At 61.7% G+C, this 20,854-nt stretch carries 19 protein-coding genes; 12 read left to right on the top strand and 7 right to left on the bottom strand.

Annotated features, from left to right (window positions below; all coding sequences use genetic code 11):
* Nucleotides 1-54 precede the first annotated feature (54 nt).
* The 8 genes from purH (at nucleotide 55) to BUE15_RS11580 (ending at nucleotide 9,641) form a co-directional block, all read left to right on the top strand.
* Nucleotides 55-1,590 carry a bifunctional phosphoribosylaminoimidazolecarboxamide formyltransferase/IMP cyclohydrolase gene (purH, locus tag BUE15_RS11615; protein ID WP_073284917.1) on the top strand — a complete coding sequence of 512 codons (1,536 nt, stop codon included), beginning with the start codon at nucleotides 55-57 and terminating at the stop codon, nucleotides 1,588-1,590.
* An 85-nt stretch (nucleotides 1,591-1,675) separates the two neighbouring features.
* Nucleotides 1,676-1,879, top strand: a complete 204-nt coding sequence (locus BUE15_RS11610; protein WP_073284914.1) for a hypothetical protein — start codon at nucleotides 1,676-1,678, stop codon at nucleotides 1,877-1,879.
* A gap of 300 nt (nucleotides 1,880-2,179) precedes the next feature.
* Nucleotides 2,180-3,205, top strand: a complete 1,026-nt coding sequence (locus BUE15_RS11605) for a rod shape-determining protein (RefSeq protein WP_073284911.1) — start codon at nucleotides 2,180-2,182, stop codon at nucleotides 3,203-3,205.
* A gap of 88 nt (nucleotides 3,206-3,293) precedes the next feature.
* On the top strand, nucleotides 3,294-4,220 hold the full coding sequence (gene mreC, locus BUE15_RS11600; protein ID WP_073284909.1) for a rod shape-determining protein MreC: 927 nt from the start codon (nucleotides 3,294-3,296) through the stop codon (nucleotides 4,218-4,220).
* Nucleotides 4,217-4,744 carry a hypothetical protein gene (locus BUE15_RS11595; protein WP_073284906.1) on the top strand — a complete coding sequence of 176 codons (528 nt, stop codon included), beginning with the start codon at nucleotides 4,217-4,219 and terminating at the stop codon, nucleotides 4,742-4,744. The genes mreC and BUE15_RS11595 overlap by 4 nt, the downstream gene beginning before the upstream one ends.
* A gap of 125 nt (nucleotides 4,745-4,869) precedes the next feature.
* Nucleotides 4,870-6,708, top strand: coding sequence for a penicillin-binding protein 2 (gene mrdA, locus BUE15_RS11590; protein ID WP_073284903.1), 1,839 nt, complete (start codon nucleotides 4,870-4,872; stop codon nucleotides 6,706-6,708).
* Nucleotides 6,709-6,717: 9 nt separating this feature from the next.
* On the top strand, nucleotides 6,718-8,022 hold the full coding sequence (gene rodA, locus BUE15_RS11585) for a rod shape-determining protein RodA (RefSeq protein ID WP_073284901.1): 1,305 nt from the start codon (nucleotides 6,718-6,720) through the stop codon (nucleotides 8,020-8,022).
* Nucleotides 8,023-8,063: 41 nt separating this feature from the next.
* Entirely contained in the window at nucleotides 8,064-9,641 is a 1,578-nt protein-coding gene (locus BUE15_RS11580) for a hypothetical protein (protein ID WP_139252237.1), read from the top strand.
* A gap of 25 nt (nucleotides 9,642-9,666) precedes the next feature.
* Here BUE15_RS11580 and BUE15_RS11575 read toward each other — a convergent pair whose 3' ends face one another.
* Both BUE15_RS11575 and BUE15_RS11570 read right to left on the bottom strand, forming a co-directional pair.
* Nucleotides 9,667-10,707: a hypothetical protein gene (locus BUE15_RS11575; RefSeq protein WP_139252236.1), complete on the bottom strand. Its 1,041-nt coding sequence runs from the start codon at nucleotides 10,705-10,707 to the stop codon at nucleotides 9,667-9,669.
* Nucleotides 10,708-10,827: 120 nt separating this feature from the next.
* Nucleotides 10,828-12,003 (bottom strand): hypothetical protein, encoded by a 1,176-nt coding sequence (locus BUE15_RS11570; protein WP_073284893.1) that lies wholly within the window; start codon nucleotides 12,001-12,003, stop codon nucleotides 10,828-10,830.
* A gap of 36 nt (nucleotides 12,004-12,039) precedes the next feature.
* Between BUE15_RS11570 and BUE15_RS11565 the strand changes: the two genes are divergently transcribed.
* The 4 genes from BUE15_RS11565 to recO all read left to right on the top strand — a co-directional run bounded on the left by BUE15_RS11565 (nucleotide 12,040) and on the right by recO (nucleotide 16,394).
* Nucleotides 12,040-12,366 carry a 2Fe-2S iron-sulfur cluster-binding protein gene (locus BUE15_RS11565; protein WP_073284890.1) on the top strand — a complete coding sequence of 109 codons (327 nt, stop codon included), beginning with the start codon at nucleotides 12,040-12,042 and terminating at the stop codon, nucleotides 12,364-12,366.
* 215 nt (nucleotides 12,367-12,581) lie between these two features.
* On the top strand, nucleotides 12,582-13,205 hold the full coding sequence (locus BUE15_RS11560; RefSeq protein ID WP_073284887.1) for a thymidine kinase: 624 nt from the start codon (nucleotides 12,582-12,584) through the stop codon (nucleotides 13,203-13,205).
* A 57-nt stretch (nucleotides 13,206-13,262) separates the two neighbouring features.
* Complete coding sequence (porZ, locus tag BUE15_RS11555; protein WP_084548994.1) at nucleotides 13,263-15,560, top strand: type IX secretion system anionic LPS delivery protein PorZ; 2,298 nt, start codon at nucleotides 13,263-13,265, stop codon at nucleotides 15,558-15,560.
* A gap of 117 nt (nucleotides 15,561-15,677) precedes the next feature.
* Nucleotides 15,678-16,394, top strand: coding sequence for a DNA repair protein RecO (gene recO, locus BUE15_RS11550; protein WP_073284882.1), 717 nt, complete (start codon nucleotides 15,678-15,680; stop codon nucleotides 16,392-16,394).
* A gap of 113 nt (nucleotides 16,395-16,507) precedes the next feature.
* On the opposite strand, the gene BUE15_RS11545 is transcribed toward recO, so the two are convergent.
* The 5 genes from BUE15_RS11545 to BUE15_RS11525 all read right to left on the bottom strand — a co-directional run bounded on the left by BUE15_RS11545 (nucleotide 16,508) and on the right by BUE15_RS11525 (nucleotide 20,699).
* Nucleotides 16,508-17,455 (bottom strand): FKBP-type peptidyl-prolyl cis-trans isomerase, encoded by a 948-nt coding sequence (locus tag BUE15_RS11545; protein ID WP_139252235.1) that lies wholly within the window; start codon nucleotides 17,453-17,455, stop codon nucleotides 16,508-16,510.
* A 70-nt stretch (nucleotides 17,456-17,525) separates the two neighbouring features.
* Nucleotides 17,526-17,996, bottom strand: a complete 471-nt coding sequence (locus BUE15_RS11540) for an FKBP-type peptidyl-prolyl cis-trans isomerase (RefSeq protein ID WP_073284879.1) — start codon at nucleotides 17,994-17,996, stop codon at nucleotides 17,526-17,528.
* Between the two features lie 12 nt (nucleotides 17,997-18,008).
* Nucleotides 18,009-18,602 carry an FKBP-type peptidyl-prolyl cis-trans isomerase gene (locus BUE15_RS11535; protein WP_073284876.1) on the bottom strand — a complete coding sequence of 198 codons (594 nt, stop codon included), beginning with the start codon at nucleotides 18,600-18,602 and terminating at the stop codon, nucleotides 18,009-18,011.
* A 61-nt stretch (nucleotides 18,603-18,663) separates the two neighbouring features.
* Nucleotides 18,664-19,617, bottom strand: a complete 954-nt coding sequence (locus tag BUE15_RS11530) for an FKBP-type peptidyl-prolyl cis-trans isomerase (RefSeq protein ID WP_073284873.1) — start codon at nucleotides 19,615-19,617, stop codon at nucleotides 18,664-18,666.
* A 38-nt stretch (nucleotides 19,618-19,655) separates the two neighbouring features.
* Entirely contained in the window at nucleotides 19,656-20,699 is a 1,044-nt protein-coding gene (locus BUE15_RS11525; RefSeq protein ID WP_073284871.1) for a DHH family phosphoesterase, read from the bottom strand.
* Nucleotides 20,700-20,854 lie beyond the last annotated feature (155 nt).

Raw genomic sequence — 20,854 nt, 5'->3', positions numbered from 1 at the left:
GGCCGCCGCCCTACCTTCGTGACGCATTTCACACTCTCACTAACCCTTGCCGCCATGTCGCAGCCCATTCGCTCCGCTCTTGTTTCCGTCTATTATAAAGACCGCCTCGAACCGCTGGTGGCCTTGTTGAAAGCGCACGGTGTGACCATCTACTCCACAGGCGGGACGCAGCAGTTTATAGAAGAGCAGGGCGCCGAAGTAACGGCCGTAGAGAGCCTGACGGGCTTCCCGGAAGTATTTGGCGGCCGCGTAAAAACCCTGCATCCGAAGGTGTTTGGCGGCATTCTGCAGCGCCGCCACGAAGCCGGCGACCAGGCCGAAGCCGGGCAGCACCAGATTCCGCCTATCGACCTGGTAATCGTGGATCTGTACCCGTTCGAGGAAACCGTGGCGTCCGGCGCGGCCGAGCAGGACGTCATCGAGAAGATTGACATTGGGGGCATTTCGCTGCTGCGCGCCGCCGCCAAAAACTTCCGCGACGTGCTGGTAGTAAGCAGCCGCGACCAGTACGCGGCCGTTACGGAGCTGCTGACCCAGAAAAACTGCGCCACCGACCTGGAAGACCGCCGCCACTACGCCGCTGCTGCCTTCGAGGTAACATCGCACTACGACACCCAGATTTTCCAGTACATGGCCCAGGGCACCGAGCTGAGCGGCGCGGTCCTGAAAGTGAGTCAGAAACCCGCCACGGCCCTGCGCTACGGCGAAAACCCCCACCAGGCCGGCACCTTCTACGGCGACCTGAACGCCCTTTTCGACCAGCTTCACGGCAAGCAACTCAGCTACAACAACCTTGTGGATGTGGACGCTGCCGTGCTGCTCATGCAGGAGTTTGATGCCACCGGCCCTGCCGCCTGCGCCATCCTCAAGCACACCAACGCCTGCGGCGTGGCCCAGGCCGATACGCTGCAAACCGCCTACCTCAACGCGCTGGCCTGCGACCCGGTTTCGGCGTTTGGCGGCGTGATTATCGTGAATAAGCCGGTAGATGCGGCCACGGCTGAGGAACTGAACAAGCTGTTTTTTGAGGTGCTGATTGCGCCGGAGTTTGCAGCGGAGGCCTTGCCCATCCTGCAAAGCAAGAAAAACCGCATTCTGCTGCGGCAGAAGCCGGTGGCTTTCCCCGCTAAGCAGGTGAAAACGCTGCTCAACGGCGTGATTGAGCAAGATTTTGACAAAGTAGTGGAAGGCGCCGCCGAGTTCCGCCCCGTCACGGAGTCGGTGCCAACGGCGGACGAGGTGGCGGCGCTGGAGTTTGCCCTGAAGGTTTGCAAGCACACCAAGAGCAACACCATCGTGCTGGCGCGGGCCGGGCAACTGCTGGCGTCCGGCGTGGGCCAAACCTCCCGCGTAGATGCCCTGCGCCAGGCCATCGAGAAGGCCCGCAGCTTCGGCTTCGACCTGCAGGGCGCTGTCATGGCTTCCGATGCTTTCTTCCCCTTCCCCGACTGCGTGGAAATTGCGGGTGAAGCCGGTATTCGGGCGGTGGTGCAGCCCGGCGGCTCCATCAAAGACCAGGACTCCATCGACGCCTGCAACCGCCTGAATATGGCCATGGTCCTGACCGGCGTGCGCCACTTCAAGCACTAGACAAGAAGCGGCCGGGCAGCGGGTGTAGCAGAATGGATTTTTTTTGCTAAACTTGATTGTTGCTCCGCCACCAGCTACTGAACCTATGAAACCCGGCCGTTTGGAAGTTCTATTGTACATAGTGGGCGTCCTGCTGCTGCTGGGTGGGGCCGTTGTTCGGGTCGGGCATCTGGCCAGCGCCCGTCTGGGCTTTACGCTGCTGGCGGCCGGTTTTCTGGTAGGGAGTGTCGGCCGGCTAGTGGGTTGGCGGCGGGCCCGCCGACTGCGCCAGCAGGAGCTAAAAGCCTAATTCGCCTACCTCCGTAATCCAACGAGCAAAAGCCCTACCGCATTTTCCAGCAAAAAGCCCCGCCGTCTGCGTACGCCGGGGCTTTTTGCTGAAGAGCAACGGAGCCCCAGTGTAGGCCGGAATTATACTATACTAAGATGCCCGCTTTACTCGTTGCGCCTCGCAATGACCACAATACCTTCGGCCAGCCTATAAGCATGCCATGATTATACCAGCTGTGCTTCGCCGAAACTTCCGTACTTTTGCGCCCACTTTGCACGGACTCCATCCGGGCGCCTTCTTTTAAACTGCCGCTACTCAATGGGTTTCTTTAATTTCCTGACCAGCGACATCGCCATTGACTTGGGGACGGCCAACACGCTCATTATTCACAACGATAAAATCGTGGTGGACGAGCCGAGCATCATCGCCAAAGACCGTACAACCAATAAAGTAATTGCCGTGGGCCGGCAAGCGCAGCAGATGCACGAAAAGACCCACGACAATATCAAAACCATTCGCCCCCTCAAAGACGGCGTAATTGCCGACTTCCATGCCGCCGAGGAGATGATTAAGGGCCTGATCAAGATGATTGACACGCGGACCCGGCTATTTCAGCCCTCGCACCGCATGGTCATCTGCATCCCGTCGGGCATCACGGAGGTGGAAAAGCGCGCTGTGCGTGACTCCGCGGAGCACGCCGGGGCCAAAGAAGTCTGGATGATTCAGGAGCCGATGGCCGCCGCCATCGGTATCGGCATCGACGTGGAGCAACCCGTGGGCTCCATGATTATCGATATTGGAGGTGGTACCACCGAAATTGCGGTAATCGCGCTGTCGGGCATCGTCTGCGACCAGTCCATCAAAACGGCCGGCGACGTCTTCAACCAGGATATTCTGGACTACATGCGCCGCCAGCACAACCTGCTGATCGGGGAGCGTTCCGCGGAGCGGATCAAGATTGAAGTAGGCGCGGCCCTGACTGAGCTGGACGTAACGCCGCCCGATTTTGAGGTGCGCGGCCGCGACCTGATGACCGGCATTCCGAAGGTTATCAAAGTCACGTCGTCGGAAATTGCCATTGCGCTGGACAAGTCGGTGGCTAAGATTGAGGAAGCCGTGCTAAAGGCGCTGGAAATCTCCCCGCCCGAGCTGTCGGCCGATATCTACGAAAACGGCATCCACCTGACCGGCGGCGGCGCCCTGCTGCGCGGCCTCGACAAGCGCCTGGCGGCCAAAACCAAGCTGCCCATTCACATTGCCGAAGACCCGTTGCGGGCGGTAGTGCGCGGCACGGGTGCTGCCATCAAGAATATTCAGGCCTTCCGCAGCGTTCTGCTGACGTAATTCGGTGAGGAACGAACAGGAGGAACAGGGAATTTCAGCTCGAATCATTCCCTGTTCCTCCTGTTCGTTCCTCACTTGTAGTTGATTCATGAATAACCTGTTCGCTTTTCTGTTTCGCTATCGGGGCATGCTCGTGTTTGCGTTGCTGGAAGTGGTGAGCTTGTATCTGCTGGTGCGCAACAGCACCTACCAGCGAGCAGCGTTTTTCAACTCGGCCAACGCCTATGTAGGGCAGGTGCTGGACGCGCGGACGCAGGTTTTCGACTACTTCCGTCTGGTCAGCATCAATCAGGGACTGGTGCAGGAAAACGCCTTGCTACGCCAGCAGCTCTACCGCTCCGACCTGAGCCGCCGCGAAGCCGACAGCCTGCCCGTGCCCCAGGATAGTGCGTCGCGGGCGCGCATGGCCCGCCTGCCGCACCCCGATTCGCTGCTGCTGGGGCTGCGCACGCTGCCCACCCGCGACCCGGATTATCCGCTTATTCCGGCCCGGGTTGTGAATAACTCCCTGCGCCGTGTGGATAACTATCTGACCTTGAACGTAGGCACCCAGCAGGGCATCCGGCCGGGAATGGGCGTGCTGGCGGCGTCGGGGGTAGTGGGCCGCGTGAAAGTGGCCAGTGAGCACTACGCCACCGTTACCTCGCTGCTGCATTCTAAAACGTCCATATCGGCCAAAATCAAGCGCGACGGCACCTTTGGCAGTATCAAGTGGCCCGGCGACGACTTCGAGCACGCGCTGCTCGACTACATTCCGCGCCAGAATAAACTCGTGCGCGGCGACACCATCGTTACCTCCGGCTACAATGCGCTGTTTCCGGAAGGCGTCATCATCGGCACCATCGACTCGTTTGTGAAGGAGGCCGACAAGAATTTCTGGACCGTGCGGGTGCGGCTGGCCGTTGATTTCTCGAACCTGACCTACGTGTACGTGGTGAATCCGCGCCCGAAAGTGGAGCGCGACACGCTGGAGCTGAAAGCCGGCATGAAGCCGGAAGGGGAGGAGCGGCCATGAAGGGAGTAGGAACACTGCTGATTCAGCTGCTGCGCTTTGTGTTCTACATGGCCGTGCACATGCTGCTGGTAAGCAGGCTGGCCCTGTTTGATCTGGGCTGGTGCTTCTTTTACCTCGGCTTCCTGCTGTTTCTGCCCATCGGTACGCCCATTGTGCTGCAGCTGGTGCTGGGTTTCGGCACGGGGCTGCTGATGGACATCTTCTACGACACGGGGGGCGTGCACGCGGCGGCGGCCGTGCTGCTGTGCTACCTGCGGCCCTGGGTGCTGCGCCTGCTCACCCCGCGCGACGGCTACGAAACCCAGGACTCGGTGAACGTGCACCAGATGGGCGGGCAGTGGTTTGTGGTGTACATGGCCCTGCTGATCGGGCTGCACCACACGGCGTTTTTTCTGCTGGAGCTGGGCAGCTTCCAGGCGTTTGGGCTTACGCTGGTGAAGGTGGTAGCCAGCACCCTGTTCACGGGCCTCACGCTGCTCATTATCCAGCTCATTTTCTTCCCCACCAAACGAAGAAACCGCTAAGCCCTACCGGCCCCGCGGCCGTCCCGTTGGTAGCGCAACTATATAGCTGGTAGAAAGGCAGCCGGGCCGTACCTTTGTGAATCCGGCCGCCCGGCCGCAAGTGCTTTTCTTTCAGAACACACGCTTTGCAATATCTCGAAGGACGCCGGTTTGTGGTGGCGGCTATTTTTCTGGCCGTTGCTCTCACCTTCGGAGCCCGGCTTTTCTACATTCAGGTGCTCGATGGCAGCTACAAGCTGGCCGCCGACCGCAACACGCTGCAGCGCATTGTGCAGGTGCCCTACCGCGGCCTGATCTATGACCGCAAAGGCCAGCTGCTGGTGCAGAACACGCCCGTCTACGACCTGATGGTGGTGCCGCGCGAGGTGAAGCAGCTCGATACCGTACGCTTCTGCCAGCTGCTGCAGCTGCCGCTGGAAGAAGTGCGCGAGGCCCTGAAAACGGCCCGCGCCCACTCCCGCGTGAAGGCCTCGCCGCTGGTCCAGAACCTGAGCACGCCCGAGCTGGCCGCCATTCAGGACAACCTCATCGACTTTCCCGGCTTCACCATCAAAGCCCGGATGGCGCGCTCCTACCGTACCGAGAATATGGCCCACGCGCTGGGCTACGTGGGCGCCATCACGCCGGCTTTCCTCGAAAAAGAGAAGTACGCCAAGTACCTGCCCGGCGACTTTCTGGGCATTTCGGGGCTGGAGTCGTTCTACGAGGAGCAGCTGATGGGCAAGCGCGGCGTGCAGTACCGTATGGTCAATGTGCGCGGCATCGAGAAAGGCTCGTTCCGCGACGGTGAGTACGATACGCTGTCGGTGGCCGGGCAGGATCTGCACACCAGCATCGACATCGAGCTGCAGAAGTATGGCGAGATGCTGATGCAGAACAAGCGCGGCTCCATTGTGGCCCTCGACCCCAAAACCGGCGAAATTCTGGCCATGGTGTCGGCGCCGGGTTTCGAGCCGTCGGTGCTGACGGGCAAGGGCATGGGCAACCGCTACATGGAGCTGCTGCAGGACACGGCCAAGCCGCTCTTCAACCGCCCCCTGATGGCCACCTACCCGCCGGGCTCGGTGTTTAAGCTGGTAAATGAGCTGGTGGCGCTGCAAATGGGCGTCGTGACGCCGCAGACCAGCTTCGACTGCAACTGGAAGCTGGTGCGCTGCACCCACCGCCACGAGCACCCCTACAACGTCAGCATTGCCATCAAAAACAGCTGCAACCCTTATTTCTACCAGGTGATGCGCACGGCCGTGCTGCGCGGGCGCTCTACCAACCGCTTCGAGGATGTGCGCCTGGGCTACAGCGAGTGGCGGCGGCAGGTAATGACCTTCGGGCTGGGCGAAAAGCTGGGCGTGGATATCTCGCAGGAGAAAAGGGGCCTGATTCCGACCTCGGACTTCTACGACAAGGCCTACGGCTTTCACCGCTGGAATTTCCGCACCATCTACTCGCTCTCCATCGGGCAGGGCGAAATGGGCATTACGGGCCTGCAGATGGCCAACGTTATGGCTACCATCGCCAACCGGGGCTACTACTACACGCCGCATTTCGTGAAAGGAATCGGCAATGGCGGGCCGCTGCCGCAGTTCCGGGAGCGGCACACCACGGTCGTGGACCCGAGATACTTCGAAACCATCATTCCCGGCATGCAGCAGGTGGTGGATGCCCGCGGCGGCACGGCCAACAGTGCGTCGCTGCTGGATGTGGGCATTTCGGTGGCCGGCAAAACCGGTACCGTACAGAACCGCCACGGCGCCGACCACGCTACGTTCGCCGCCTTCGCCCCCGCCGAAGACCCCAAGATTGCCATTGTCGTGTTCATCGAAAATGCGGGCTTCGGCGGCTCATCGGCCGCTCCTATGGCCTCACTGATGATCGAAAAATACCTGCGCGGCGACATTGCCCCCTGGCGCAAACGCTGGGAAAACTGGCTGCAGGGCCCGGCCGAACGGTTTATCCGCAAACGTTAGTTTTTCCTGATGCCCTCTTCTCCCGCCAGATATTCGCGCAGCATCGATTGGGTGACGGTCGGAATTTATTTTCTGATGGTGCTGCTGGGCTGGGCCAGCGTGTACGCGGCCAGCTACTCGCCCGATGCGCCAACCAACGGCAGTCTGTTCGGCAATCTGAGCTTTCAGCAGCTGCTGGTTTTCGACTGGTTCAAGCAGATTCTGTGGATCGGGACGGCCGTGGTGCTGATTGTGGTGCTGCTCGTCATCGACTACAAAGCCTACGACACATTTGCGTTTGTGCTCTACGGCGGCATGATTGTGCTGCTCATCATCACGCCCTTTATTGCCCGGCCCATCGGCGGCTCCCGGTCGTGGCTGGAGCTGGGCCCGATGCGGCTGCAGCCGGCCGAGTTTGCCAAGTTCGTGACGGCGCTGGCCGTGTCGCGCTACATGGCCAGCATCAACCTGCGCCAGCAGAACTTCCGCGACCAGGCCGTGCTGGCCGGCCTCACGCTGCTGCCGCCGCTGCTGATTCTGGCCGCCAACGAAACCGGGCAGGCGCTGGTATTTGCGGCGTTTCTGCTGGCGTATTTCCGCGAAGGCATGTCGCCGCTGATTCTGGTGATTCTGGCGGCGGCGGCCATCATTCTGATTCTGGCCCTGCTGGTGCCCAAAGTATGGCTGGTAGCTGCCTTCACCCTGATTCTGGGGTTGGTGTTCGTGTTCAACAACAAGGTGCTGCGCCACCATCTGCCCGTGTCCGTGGGAGTCTGGGCGGTGGTAATCGGGATGGTGTTCGGGGTTGATTTCTTCTTTAACAACGTGCTGCAGCCCCACCAGCGCAAGCGAATCGAAGTGCTCATCAACCCCTCCGCCGATCCGCTGGGCGTGGGCTGGAACGTGACGCAGTCCAAGATTGCCATCGGCTCGGGCGGCTTTTCCGGCAAAGGCTTCCTGCAGGGCACCCAAACCAAATTCGACTTCGTGCCCGCGCAAAGCACCGACTTTATCTTCTGCACCATCGGGGAGGAGTGGGGCTGGCTGGGCACGATGGTCGTGATTGTGCTGTTTGTAGCGCTGCTCTGGCGGATCTTGTACGTAGCGGAGCGCCAGAAATCGGTGTTTGGGCGCACCTATGGCTACTGCGTGGCCAGCATCTTCTTCTTCCACTTTGCCATCAACATCGGCATGACGATTGGGCTGGCGCCGGTGGTGGGCATTCCGCTGCCGCTGTTCAGCTACGGCGGTTCCTCGCTGTGGTCGTTCACCATTTTGCTGTTCATTCTGCTGGGCATTGATGCCTACCGCAAGCAGGATCTGGAACGGTATTGAGCCGGCAGAAGCGCATATTTGTGAGTCAGCTGCCTTCCGTATTGAATCCCACCGCCCCGCCGTCCACTTCCAGCCCCCGCCACGCCCGCGCCGAATGGACCGTAGTGCTGCTGCTGACGATGCTGGCGCTGCTGCTGCCCACTCACAACTCCACTACTGATGCCTGGTACTACGCGGCCTGCGTGCGCCACGGCCACGAGCTGCTGCTGCCCCACCACCTGCTCTACAATGCCGTGGGCTGGCTCTGGACGCAGCTGCTGCCAGCTTCTGTAGATGCGCTGGCGGCCCTGAAAGCCATGAATGCCCTGGCATTTGGCGGCTGCCTGCTGGTACTGCGCAGCCTGCTGCGTTCCGTAGGTGGGCCAGCCGCGCCGGTGGCCGGCTGGCTGCTGGTAGCTGGCAGCAGCTTCGGAATGCTGCGTTTCGCCACCGAAAACGAAACGTACATCCTGCCGCTGTTGCTGTCGTTGCTGGCCAGCCGGAGCTGGTGGCGGGGCATAAGCGGGCAAGGTGGTGCCGACAGTTGGGTGGCTGCAGGCGCGTGGGCAGCCGGAGCTGCCCTGCTGCACCAGATTCATGCTTTCTGGGGACTGGGTTTGTTGCTGGGTATCGTGCTGTCGTCGGGGCAGAAGGGGCGCCGGAGAGCCGCCGGACTCTACATGCTGCCGGCGCTGCTGGTGCCGGCGGCCTACGTAGCCGCCCTGCCCACCTGGGACCTGCCTTTTACGCCGACGGCCTTCTGGCGCTTTGTTTTCTACGAACTGTATCAGGGGCACGCGGGCGCGGCGCCTTCCGGCCATACGCTGCTGCTCACCGGCATTAGCCTGCTCCGAACCTGGGTGCAGCTGCATGGCACCACGCTGGCGCTGCTGCTGCGTTGGCCTGCCCTGGCGGCAGTAGCGCTGCTATGCACCGGGCTGATGCTGTATGCCGGGTGGAGCTGGTGGAAAAGCAAACGCGAAGCCGCGCCACAACCAGTAGTACCCGCCGCGGCCGGAAGTGTTGCCGAAGCCGGGAAGTTGTTTTTCAGAACGCACCTGCTGATCCTGCTGCTGCAATTGGCCTGTGCGTTGTGGGCCGCCGGGAATGCCGAGTTTATGGTGATGCTACCGCCGCTGCTCGTGTTGTTACTGGCGCCGTACCGCTGGCCGGCCCGGCCAGTGGCAGTGGCTGGCGCCGCGCTGCTGCTCTGGAACCTGACGTTTGGCCTGCTGCCGGCCCACCTGCTGCGCATCATCAATACTGCCCCGCTGCTGGCCCGTATCAGCCGGGGGCCGGCAGCGTACTGGCTGCTCGCCGACCCCAATCTGGTGCTGAATCAGCTGCACTACCTTACCGGCCGGCCGGCGGGGCCACGGTCCGTTCTGCCCGCCCCGGCGCTGCTGGCCCGCAAGCAAGGCCAGTCGCCGGAGCAATTCCGGGAGTGGCTGCAGGAGCGACTTGCGGCGGGGCAGCCCGTCTATACTGATGCGCTGGACGGCCCGCAGCTGCTGGACCGGGCCCGCCTCACGCAGGGCGGCGACGAAGCCCAGCGGCACTTGCTGCAGGGCTTTCAGCTGGCCCGTACAGATTCGTTTCCGACTTCCTTCGGGCCAGTCTACCTAACGGAAATCCGGTAGGCTTGAAACCCCTGCGCTGAGCTGCTTATACGGTAGCGGCAGAGCGCAGCCACGGCTTGTAAGTGAGAATCAGGGAAAAGGCCACCGCGAAAACCGGAGCGCTCAGGTAGCCCATACGGCCCAGGTCGCCGGAGAGCAGCATATGGATGAGCACCACTGCTACCAGCCCGGCCCCCGCCCGGCCAAGCGGCTGCAGCCACTGCTGCCGGGCCTGGAGGCCCCGTGAGCCCGCCAGCAGCGCAAGCCAGAAGAAACCGAAGATGCTGAAGATTTCACCGGCTCCCTTCACCGAAAATAGCCGCCGGAGCGAATACGTGATGTTATGCACGTGGTCCAGGGCATTGTTTACGCTCTCGGCCGGCGGTGCCCCGATGCGGGCATCAATCCAGTAGCGCACGCCCAGGGTCAGCGCGCCACTGAGGGCCAGCCATGCCAGCTGCCGGGGCCAGCTCAGGGCTGAGCGGCCAAAGAGCAGCAGCCACGGCACCAGAAACACGAACGACTCTTTGGCTTGCGGACCCAGCAGCAGCACTGCCACCAGTGCCATTGCCGAGCCCGCCCGGGGAGCGTAAAACGCCAGCGCAACTACCAGCAGATACAGGCTGTCGACCAGCGGCAGGCCGGCCGTATACACGGCCCAGCGGCTGCACAGCACGGCTACCACGGCCAAAGCCGCCGCTGCCGGCGTGGCGCCATACAGCCGGCACGTTTCAAACAGCACCACACCGGCCGCCGCCAGCAGAGCCATATTCACCACGTAGAAAGCCAGCCGCAGCGGCCACTCAGATGTCGCGCGCTGCGGCCAGACCCGCGCATAGGCCTGCTCCAGCGGCCAGACTACGGCTCCCGCTACGGCCGGCACCAGCACCCGGTAGCGCCGCGTAATACTGACGCCTTCAAACTCGCCCCGGGCCATGCTCAGGTAGCTGCGCGTGTCCAGCGAGTGGGAGAAGTCGTAGTGGACGTACATGGTGTAGGCCGGTCCCGCCAGGATGCCCAGCGCCAGCAGATACACCAGCAGCCACCGCCGCCAGCGGGAGGAACGGGGCAGGGAAGCGTCAGACATCAGCGAAAACAAGTGAAAAAGAACGTCCCGGCAAGGCGGCCCCGAAGCAACGGGCGGCCAGGGTTGCTACGCCAGCCAAACCGATTCGGGGCCGCCCTGCCGGGGCGAGTCAGGTAAGAATCAGGCGAATTTGCGGTCTATCAGCTTCAGGAGCTTGTTGACGTGCTCGTCTTTGCGGCTCCAGTCGTGGGTGCCGGCCAGGTCCTGCGTAACATAGCGCTTGGCGGTTTCGGCATCGGGCAGGGTGTCCAGGTGCTGAATGGCAGCATGGTACTCCATGTTTTCGCCGCTAAACAGCTCATTGATGAAGCTGAAGCGCTGATTAATGGAAATGGCCTCACGCAGTGTTTCCACCTTGGGCGCCTGGTCGGCGAGGGTGGCTGCAGTGCGCTCCGGACGCAGGATTTCGCTGAGCGGTGCCGTAGCCGGCTGCCCGGCTTTCAGCTTTTCGTAGAGCGGAACCGCGGCTGGTTCAGCATCAGCAACAAACCGGGACTGGGTGACCGGAGCACTGGCCGGGGCGGCGGGCTTGGGCGCCGCTACTGCCGGTGCTGGCAGGGGCACCTCAGCCGGCCGCACCGGTTCTGGAGCTGGTGGCGGCGAAGAGACTACCGGAGTCGGTGCGTCCGGGGTGGAGACGGCGGCCACAACCGGCTCAGCGGGGGCGGCTCCTTGCAGCTCCTCCGCAGTCAGGGGGAGCAGGGCGTTGAATTCCTCCACCAGCCTGGCCAGCGGCTGGTGATGCTTGTAGTTGGCTTCCTGATACAGCGCAAACCGTTTCCGTAGTGCCTCCTGGCTTTGGGCGGTACCGGCGGGCAGCGAGTCCAGAAAATCCTGGTAGAAAAGCTTATCCGTATCCAGGTAGCGCAGCGCGTCGCGGAGCTGCTCAGGAGTAGCCGTAGGCTGGCCACCCAGCAACTTTTGCTCGAACGTAGCGGCCGGGTCCAGCGGAATAGCCAGCGTATCGGTGATGGCACGGGCCAGCAGCGGCTCGAAAGTCGGGCGCGCCAGCTTGATGCGCCGCGACAGAGTGTTCATGAACTGGGTGAGAGCCTGGCGCACGTCTTCGGCCTCGAAATCGAAGTAGGGGCTGCGCAGGCGGGCCATTTCCTGGGTCCATTGTGCCAGCAGCTGCTGCACCACAAACAGATTTACCTGCCGGATAGGAGTGAAGCGCAAAACCGCCGGCCCATCGAGGGTGGCGGTGGGGCGGGCGCCGAAGTGCTGGTCGCAGAGTTGGGTAGCCAGTCGGCGGCCGTATTGTTCGCGGAAGGCCGCGCTATCTTTGTTGTTCATCGAAAACACCTGATTCAGGTCAGAAAGTTAAGGAAAATGCCTACGCTCACCGTGCAAAACCTGCCAGCCGCTGCGGCCGTGCCCGTGCCATCAGGCGCCACCCTGCTGGCTGCCCTGCATGCCGCCGGCCTCGACTGGATGCACGCCTGTGGCGCCAAAGGGCGCTGTACCACCTGCCGCCTCATCGTAACTAGTGGGGCCGAGGCCCTAACGCCGCCCACCGGCCCGGAGTTGCGCTACCTGGCCGCCGGCCGCCTGCTGCCCACTGAGCGGCTGACCTGCCAGGCGCGCCTGCCGGAAGGCACCGTAACCGGCCGCGTGCCCGAGGCCACACAGCTGCCGCACATGCAGTATACGCTGTAGCAGCGCTTTTATTCTGTTGCCGGGCTCAACTTATGCGGCTATGAAGCCCGGCGAATATTCGGGGCCGGGCTTCTGGCGCCGGCAACTTGCTGAGGCTGTGTGCTCCGGCCCGGGCCAGCCACGCCGGGTTGGAGCTAACCCATCGAAAGCCGTACTTTAGTTGTTCCGATGAGCCCTGGCTCCCGGACAATTGGCAACCTGCAACTGACAAGTCTGTGTTTATTGAACCCCGTGTCGGCAATGGCCGTGATGTACCCCGCCGGGGCTGGATTGAGGTGGTGTGCGGCTCCATGTTTTCGGGCAAGACCGAGGAACTGATTCGCCGCCTCAACCGCGCCAAAATAGCCCGCCAGCGGGTCGAAATCTTCAAACCTGCGCTGGATACGCGCTACCACGTCGAGGATGTCGTGTCGCACAATGCCACCAGCATCCGTTCCACGCCGGTGCCGGTGGCCCAGGAAATCCTGCTGCTGGCCGGCGGCTGCGACGTGGTGGGCATCGATGAAGCCCAGTTTTTCGATGAAAGCCTCGTGGAAGTGTGCGTGCAGCTGGCCAACCGCGGCTCCCGCGTCATTGTGGCCGGCCTCGACATGGACTTTCTGGGTAAGCCGTTCGGGCCTATGCCGGCCCTGATGGCCGTGGCCGAATACGTGACCAAAGTGCACGCCGTATGCGTCTGCTGCGGCGAAATTGCCTCCTACTCCTTCCGTATGGCCGCCTCCGAAGACAAGATTCTGCTCGGTGAAACGGATGCGTATGAGGCCCGCTGCCGCCCCTGTTTTCTGGACGGAATGCAGGAAAAAGCAACCCTTGAAACGGCCTCCTCCCACAAGCACTAATTTCCGGCGTCAGGCGTTATGCAGCCGGTCATTTCTCTATTCTGCTAGTCTCTGCCCATGATTCGTCTGCTACGTTGTTTTAGTGCTGTGGTATTGGTTTTTCTGCTGACTGCCCCGCAGGGACTTTGGGCGCAGGGCGTGGGCTTCGGCGACTGGCAGCTGCACCTGCCCACCAGCCAGGCCCGTATCCTGGCCGACGCCGGCCGCCGTATTTATGTAGTTGCCGACAACTCGTTCTATTATTTCGATAAGGAAACTACTACCACCACGCTGTTGTCGCGCCGCGACGACCTGAATGGCGTGGGCGTGCGCTCCATTGCCTACGACTCGGTGAGCCAGCAGCTGCTGGTAGCCTACCAGGATGCCAACCTGGACCTGCTCAGCCCCGATGCCGGCCGAATCCGCAACATCAGCGACATTCAGCGCAAGCAGCTTTCGGGTACCAAAAACATCAATAACATTCATTTCAACGGCACGCGGGCGTATTTGTCCTGCGACTTTGGCATTCTGGTGCTCGACATGAACCGGCTGGAAGTGCGCGACACGTACTCCAATATCGGGCCGCTGGGCGTGAACGTAAAGGTCTATGCTACTGTCGTTTCGGGTGGCCTCATCTTTGCTGCCACCGACAAAGGTCTGCAGCACGCCCGCCTCACGGCCAACCTGGCCGACTACCGCGCCTGGACGCTGGACATTCCCGGATCGGATGGGAGCTTCACGACACTGGCCGTACACAAAGGCCAAGTGTATGCCGGACGGAATTTCGGCAACATCCTGCGTTACCGCTCCGGCTCCATCTGGGATGCTCTTAATACCTATTCGGAGCGCTACTGGAGTCTGGTGTCGACGCCGGCCGGCCTGCTGTTCACGAACGGTACGCTGATAGCCCTAGTGACCGTTCCTGCCAATACCGTGACTGTGCTGCAAAGCCCTAGTATTCCGTCGCCGGTGCACGCGCTGCGTGCCAGGGATGGCGCCATCTACGTGGCCGACTTGCAACGGGGCCTGCTCCGCACCACCGACCGCCAGAACTACGAGCGGTTTATGAGCAATGCACCCGAAACTGCTCAGGCTTTTGGGCTGTCTGCTGATGCGCGCTCCAACACGGTTACGGTGTACACGGGCGCCTTCGATCTGGCGTATACGCAACAGGAGCGTCGTTTTGGATTCTATGACTATCAGGCCGGCCGCTGGACCAACTATACCCAGCAGAACTACCCTTCGCCCACGCAGTACCCCAACATCAAAGACATCACGCGCGGAGCCCGCACCCCCGATGGCACGCTGTATGTGGGCAGCTACGGCGACGGGCTGCTTCGCTGGAAAGGCCCCGGCGACTTCACGCTGTATACCCCGGCTAACAGCCCCCTGATCAGCGCTATTCCAGGCCAGCCGTACACGCGGGTTACGGATGTGGCGGTAGCCACCAACGGCGACGTATGGGTAGCGACCCGCCATCCGGAGCAGGCCGGCCGCTCCGGCCTGCACGTACTGACGCCCGGCACGGAAACGTGGCGCACCATTCCGTTCTATGCTGGCTTCGACAACCCGGACCGGCTGGTGCTCGACGATTTTGGGGCTGTGTGGGCGTCGCAGGCGCGCAAAGGTGGCTCAGGGCTAATGGCTTATGACGACGTGAACAAAACGCCTCCCTTGTATTTCTCGGCGGCAAACGGGCTTCCTTCCAACACCGTGTACGCGCTGGCCAAGGACCGTAAAGGTGCTATCTGGGTGACTACCGACAAAGGCATTGCCGTACTCGATGACCCAGGTTCCGCTTTCACCGGCGGCCAGGCTTCGTTCACGACTCCCATTCTCGACCGGTTTCCAGCTCTGAACGAGGAAGTAGTGCGCGCCGTGGCCGTGGATGGGGCCAACCGCAAGTGGTTTGGCACCGACCGGGGCCTGTGGCTGCTCAATGAGGATGGCACAGCCGTTGTCCACCACTTCACCACCAGCAACAGTCCACTGCCCAGCAACCAGATTCAGGATGTGGCGGTGAACGACAAAACCGGGGAGGTATTCGTGGCGACGCCGGCCGGCGTGGCTGCCTACAAGGGTTCCGCCACCGTTACGGAAGGCACGCCGCGGTGCGCCAAGGTCACGCCCAACCCGGTGCGTACCAACTTTATGGGGCAGGTGGGCGTGTCGGGCCTGGCCAACAATGGCATCGTCAAAATCACGGACGTTACCGGCAAACTCGTGTACCAGACCACGGCCACCGGCGGCACCGTCGTCTGGAATCTGGCCGACTACAACGGCCGCAAAGTGCAGTCGGGAGTGTATCTGGTGCTTTCCACCGATGCTGAAGGCAAGAATGGCTGCGTCAGCAAGATTGCCGTAGTAGAGCAGTAACGGTGGATTTTTTCGGGCTGAAAACTGTTTCGCAGTAGCCGCAGGGCGCCAGTGCGGCCGCCTCCGGCATGGCACAAGTCAGCCCGTCAACTCTACCAACATCAGCACTTTCGCATCATGCTAATCAAAACCCGCGGCATCGTTCTGAGCTATATCCGCTACCGTGAAACCAGCATTATTGCGCGGGTGTACACGGAGCGGCTGGGCGTGCAGAGCTACGTGGTGAACGGGGTGCGCAAGGCTAAGCCCCCGGGCCGGATTGCCTTGTTTCAGCCCCTCACGCTGCTGGAACTGGTGGCTTATACCTCGCGCACGGGCGGCCTCACCCGCCTTTCGGAGTTTCGTTGCGCTGAAGCTTACCGCAGCATTCCCTACGATGTGCAAAAGAGCAGCGTGGCGCTGGTGCTATCCGAAATTCTAAGCCACGCCGTGCTGGAAGAAGAGGAAAACGTGCCGCTGTTTCAGTTTCTACACGACAACCTGCTGGCCTTCGACCAGCAAACCAGCGGGCAGGAAAACTTTGCGCTGACGTTTCTGCTGGGCTTGGCGCGCTATCTGGGCTTTGGAGTAGAGCGAGGCGAGGAAATTACAACCCAGGTGGCCTTTGCGGCCACCGTGCCCACTGCGCAGGGCAGCGGACCAGCAGCGTTGCGCCTCCAGGAGTTCGAGCAGTATTTTGATGAGCTGCTCCGCGACCCGGCCCACGTTTCCATCCCGAATGGCCGCGTGCGCCGTGAGCTGCTGGCGGTGCTCATCCGCTACTACCAGTTGCACGTCGAGCGGCTGGGCGAGGTCCGCTCACTGGCCATTCTCTCGGAAGTGCTGGCCGAATAGCGGGCATACCGCGGCCACAAGGCGGATCAACAAACGCAAAGCCCTCCGGCAGCAGGTAACAGAACCTGCCGCCGGAGGGCTTTGCGTTTGTTGATGAACAGGCTGTCTGCGCGCTACTTCACTGCTACCAGCTCTACATCGAAGCGAAGAATGGCGTTCGGGGGAATGTCGGCGCCGGCACCGCGGCTGCCGTAAGCCAGGGCCGAGGGAATCAGCAGAATGGCTTTGCTGCCGTTGGGCAGCAGCGGAATGGCCTGGTCCCAGCCCTGGATTACCATGTTACGGCCAATCGGAAAATCGATAGGCCGGCCGCCGTTTTTCTCCGATGAGTCGAACACTTTGCCGTCCAGCAACGAGCCGGTATACAACACCGAAACTGTCTGGCCGGGCGTCGGCGTGTTGCCGGTGCCGCGCTTCGTGATGACGTAGTGGGTGCCGCCCGGGGTTTTCTGGAGCGTCAGCTTGTTGCGGGTGGCGTAGGCCTGAATGGCGGCAATGTCTTTGGCCAGGCGCTGGGCGCTTTCGGCGGCTTCCTTTTGGCGCGCCAGCTCTACCATACGCTGCTGCTCGGCGCGGGCTTCTTCGGGCGTCAGAAACTGATTGGCCTTCACCAGTAGCAGCAGCACGTTGCCGCCCTGCCGGATAGGCGGCGGCACGGGCTGCCGAAAGGAACGCGCAAACACGGAATCGGCCTGAAAACGAAACACAGCGGAGTCGCCGGGCTGCAGCATCGTCAGGGCTTCTTCCACGCCGCCGCGCACTTTCAGCTCTGCCATTGGTATCTGTACCGGCATCCCGAGCTGGCGGCGCGAGTTGAACACCGTGGAGTCCTTGCCGTTGCGGTACTGCAGATGCGCCGACAGCACTTTTCCGGTCTGGCTAGCGGCGGCCGGGCTGGTGGCGGGGCGTAGCGCGTAGCGCCCGTTTACTTTGTGGTAGATGCGGTATTCGATACCGGAAGGGGTTTTGCTGAACGGCTTGGGCTCACCCTGGTAAGGCCGAAAGCCGGCCCCCGTGAACCCCAAAAACAGCAGCGGCAAACAACGAAGCAGGCGGCGCATACTAACAAAGCTAAAAAGCAAAACAGACGAAGGCATGGCCCCACAGGCCACACCCAGGAAGCCACACGGCTTATTTCAGCGGCATGATTTCCATTTCAAACCGCAGGTCGGTGTCGGGTGGAATCAGGTACCGCTCCTCATCGGCAGGGCTTCGGACACCTTTGGCCCCGTAGGCCAGCCGGGCCGGAATCCAGGCTTGTACCCGGGTCCCGACGGGCAGCAGCAATAGCAACTCGTCCCACCCCTTGATGACGTCGCCGCGGCCGGCGCGCACCCGCAGCGGCTTGCTCGGAAACAGCATCTGGTCGAAGAGCTTGCCGTTGGGCAGAAAGCCCCGGTAGTAGACGGCGGCGCGGCCCCCGGCTACCGTCTGGGGGCCAGTGCCGGCCCGGAGTACCACGTAGCGGAGGCCGCTGGGAGTAGAAAGGCTGCTGGCGGGCGGGCTGGAAAGCGAATCGGCGGTAGCAGGCGCCGTTTGGGCCCACGCTACCGCCGAAACCAGCCAGCAACTCAGCAGCAGTACGCACCGAATTGTCTGCATGATTGACTGAAATTACCGAACGTCCAGCACTTCCATATCGAAAGCCAGCGGCTCATCAGGCGGAATACTGAAACTGCCTGCTGAATTTTGGCTGCCGGCCTGCCCATACGCCAGATAAGACGGAACCAGCAGGATTTTCCGGTCGCCTTTTTTCATCAGCAGCAGCGCCTCCGTCCAAGCGCTGATAACTCCACCAGCGCCTACGGTCAGGCTCAGGCAGCCACAGGGTACTCGCCGGTCAGTGGAGTTGTCGAAGATAACGTTCTGGTTGAAGTTGTTGCTGGTAGCCGGGTCGCGCAGGAAGCGGCCGATGTATTTCACATCTGCCTGCTGTCCGCTTTTGATGGTTTCGGTGGTGGCCGGCCCGTCGCTCACTTTCACCAGATACAGGCCCGAGGGGGTGCGCGTATAGTCCGAAGACGTGATGTTGTTGCGCGTCAGGTAGGCCTGAATCAGAGCGTCATCAATGGCGCGGTATTGGTTCTGGCGGTCTTCCTGCTGCTTGGCAAAATCAGTCTTGCCGCAGCCCGAGAGGGCCGGAGCCCCCACGGCCAGCAGTGCCACCACCGCCCGCAACAGCACCGAGCGTTTAAATCCGGTTTTCATAAGCGTAAGTAACTAAAAAAGGGTAAAAAGCCGCGGCCGAGACCGGCCGCGGCTGAGTTTTCTACTTCACGTCCACCAGCTCCACGTCGAAGCGCAGGGGCGCATCGGCCGGGATGTCGGCACCGGCGCCGCGCTGCCCGTAGGCCAGCGACGACGGAATCAGCAGCGTGGCCTTGCTGCCTTTGGCCAGCAGCGGAATGGCTTTGTCCCAGCCCGGAATCACCTGGCCTACGCCGATCGGGAAGTCAATCGGCTTGTTCCCCATCTTCTCCGACGAGTCGAACACCTTGCCGTCGAGCAGCGTGCCTTTGTAGAGCACCGAAACCGTCTGGCCGGCTTTCGGCTTGGGGCCGGTGCCGGGCTTGGTCACCATGTAGTACACGCCGGAAGCGTCTTTCTGCATGGTCATGTTGTTTTTCTTCACGTACTCCTGCAGAATCACGTCGTCCTTTTTCAGCTGCTCTTCGGCGTGGGCCGCCATTTTCTGCTGCTGCTCCATCATGGACTTCTGCTGGTCGGCCATGGCCTCGTCGCGGGTCTGCAGCTTCTGCGCCTTCACGAACATGGTCATGGTGTTGCCGGCTTTCTTCATGAACTCCGGCACCGGCTGCTTAAACGACTTGGCGAAGATGGTGTCCACGTTGAAGCGGAACACAGCCGAGTCGCCGGGCTGCAGCAGCGACAGCGCTTCTTCCAGGCCGCCTTTCACCTGCAGCTCCTGCAGCTCAATGCGCATCGGAATGCCCTGCTGCTTGCGCGAGTTGAACAGTACTGAGTCTTTGGCGGTGCGGTATTCTACGTCCAGCGCCAGAATTTTACCGATACGGTCCTTGTAGGTGGCATCCCCATCGGCGCTTACTTCCCGCGACGAGTATTTGGTGCCGCCGTCGTTTTTGAAGATTTTGTATTCGATGCCGGTTTTCGTTTTCGCGAAGTCGCCGCCCTTATTGCAGGAGGCCAGGCCCAGTACGCCGGCCGCCAGGGCCAGGCTCAGAATGTTGCGATGCAGATGCATGAAGCAGAGAAGGGGTGAAAAAGGAAATTTCAGGCAAGTTACGCCGAAGGCGGCGCAACTGCCAGCGGGGCCGTCACCAGTTGGCTTTGGTACTGAGGCAGCAACCCCAGAAAACGTTGCACGGTAGGCTCCAGCTTGTCGTAGCTGATGCCGCCGGCCGCATTGTGGTGGCCGCCGCCCTGGAAATGGTCGCGCGAGAAGCTGCTTACCGAGAAGTCGCCGACGGAGCGGAAGGAAATCTTGATGGCCTGGCCCCGGTCGATGAGCACAGCCGCAAACACAATGCCCTCGATGCTGAGCGCAAAGTTGACGAGGCCTTCCGTATCACCGGTTTTGGAGTCGTACTGGCGCAGCTCGTCCTGGGTAATGGCAATGTAGGCCGTGTTGTACTCGCGCAGCACCGTGAGCTTGTCCTTCAGCACGAAGCCCAGGAAGCGCAGGCGCATTTCAGAGTGCGAGTCGTAGATGCGGCGGTGCACGTCGGAGAGGTTGATGCCGGCATTCAGCAGCTCCGCAATGATGAGGTGCACATTGCGCGAGGTGCTGGGGTGCCGGAACGAGCCCGTATCGGTCATGATGCCGGCGTACAGGCACTCCCCGATGCCCACATCAATCAGCGCCTGGTCGCCCAAGTCCCGGATTACTTCAAACACCAGCTCGGCCGTGGCGGCGGCGCTGGAGTTGGAATAGTCGAGGTCGGCAAACTGCTCGGGCTCCTGGTGGTGGTCGATGAGGACCTTGGTGCCCGCCGCCTGCCGGATGTAGGAGCCCAGCTCGTTGATGCGGTTGAGGCTGGAAAAATCCAGGCAGAACAGCACCTCCGCAGCCTTGATGATGTCGCGCACCTGGGCGTCGTTTTCGCGCGGCTCGTACACCACCACTTCCTCGTTGCCGGGCATCCAGGCCAGGAAATTCGGATAGTCGGAAGGCGTGACGACCGTGACGGAATGGCCCTTTTTGCGCAGGTAGCCCGCCAGGCCCAGCGACGAGCCCAGGGCGTCGGCGTCGGGTTTGTGGTGGGTAGTGATGAAAACCTGCCGGGGCTGCGACAGCAACTCCTGCAACTCAGATATTGTGGACATTTCCTACGGGGTAGGTGACTGAATTTCGGTGGTTTAGGCCGCGTACAAAGGCGGCAAAAGTCGTAAATATTCTGGGTTCCAACAAAACGGCCTGCGCTTTAGTGCGCAGATTGGCTGGAATGTCGGAAATGAGGTGTTCAGCAGGGCCCGGTGCC

The sequence above is a fragment of the Hymenobacter psychrotolerans DSM 18569 genome (assembly GCF_900142395.1).
In the GTDB taxonomy this organism is placed as follows: Bacteria; Bacteroidota; Bacteroidia; order Cytophagales; family Hymenobacteraceae; genus Hymenobacter; species Hymenobacter psychrotolerans.
This window is presented reverse-complemented; position numbering and strand designations above follow the sequence as displayed.

Coding starts and splice junctions, on each gene's coding strand:
- BUE15_RS11545 (WP_139252235.1), bottom strand. CDS start 17,455: ATGCGCCGCCTGCTTCGTTGTTTGCCGCTGCTGTTTTTGGGGTTCACG.
- BUE15_RS11570 (WP_073284893.1), bottom strand. CDS start 12,003: ATGAACAACAAAGATAGCGCGGCCTTCCGCGAACAATACGGCCGCCGA.
- mreC (WP_073284909.1), top strand. CDS start 3,294: ATGAATAACCTGTTCGCTTTTCTGTTTCGCTATCGGGGCATGCTCGTG.
- BUE15_RS11530 (WP_073284873.1), bottom strand. CDS start 19,617: ATGCATCTGCATCGCAACATTCTGAGCCTGGCCCTGGCGGCCGGCGTA.
- purH (WP_073284917.1), top strand. CDS start 55: ATGTCGCAGCCCATTCGCTCCGCTCTTGTTTCCGTCTATTATAAAGAC.
- BUE15_RS11535 (WP_073284876.1), bottom strand. CDS start 18,602: ATGAAAACCGGATTTAAACGCTCGGTGCTGTTGCGGGCGGTGGTGGCA.
- BUE15_RS11610 (WP_073284914.1), top strand. CDS start 1,676: ATGAAACCCGGCCGTTTGGAAGTTCTATTGTACATAGTGGGCGTCCTG.
- BUE15_RS11605 (WP_073284911.1), top strand. CDS start 2,180: ATGGGTTTCTTTAATTTCCTGACCAGCGACATCGCCATTGACTTGGGG.
- BUE15_RS11575 (WP_139252236.1), bottom strand. CDS start 10,707: ATGTCTGACGCTTCCCTGCCCCGTTCCTCCCGCTGGCGGCGGTGGCTG.
- recO (WP_073284882.1), top strand. CDS start 15,678: ATGCTAATCAAAACCCGCGGCATCGTTCTGAGCTATATCCGCTACCGT.
- BUE15_RS11525 (WP_073284871.1), bottom strand. CDS start 20,699: ATGTCCACAATATCTGAGTTGCAGGAGTTGCTGTCGCAGCCCCGGCAG.
- BUE15_RS11540 (WP_073284879.1), bottom strand. CDS start 17,996: ATGCAGACAATTCGGTGCGTACTGCTGCTGAGTTGCTGGCTGGTTTCG.
- rodA (WP_073284901.1), top strand. CDS start 6,718: ATGCCCTCTTCTCCCGCCAGATATTCGCGCAGCATCGATTGGGTGACG.
- porZ (WP_084548994.1), top strand. CDS start 13,263: ATGATTCGTCTGCTACGTTGTTTTAGTGCTGTGGTATTGGTTTTTCTG.
- BUE15_RS11595 (WP_073284906.1), top strand. CDS start 4,217: ATGAAGGGAGTAGGAACACTGCTGATTCAGCTGCTGCGCTTTGTGTTC.
- BUE15_RS11565 (WP_073284890.1), top strand. CDS start 12,040: ATGCCTACGCTCACCGTGCAAAACCTGCCAGCCGCTGCGGCCGTGCCC.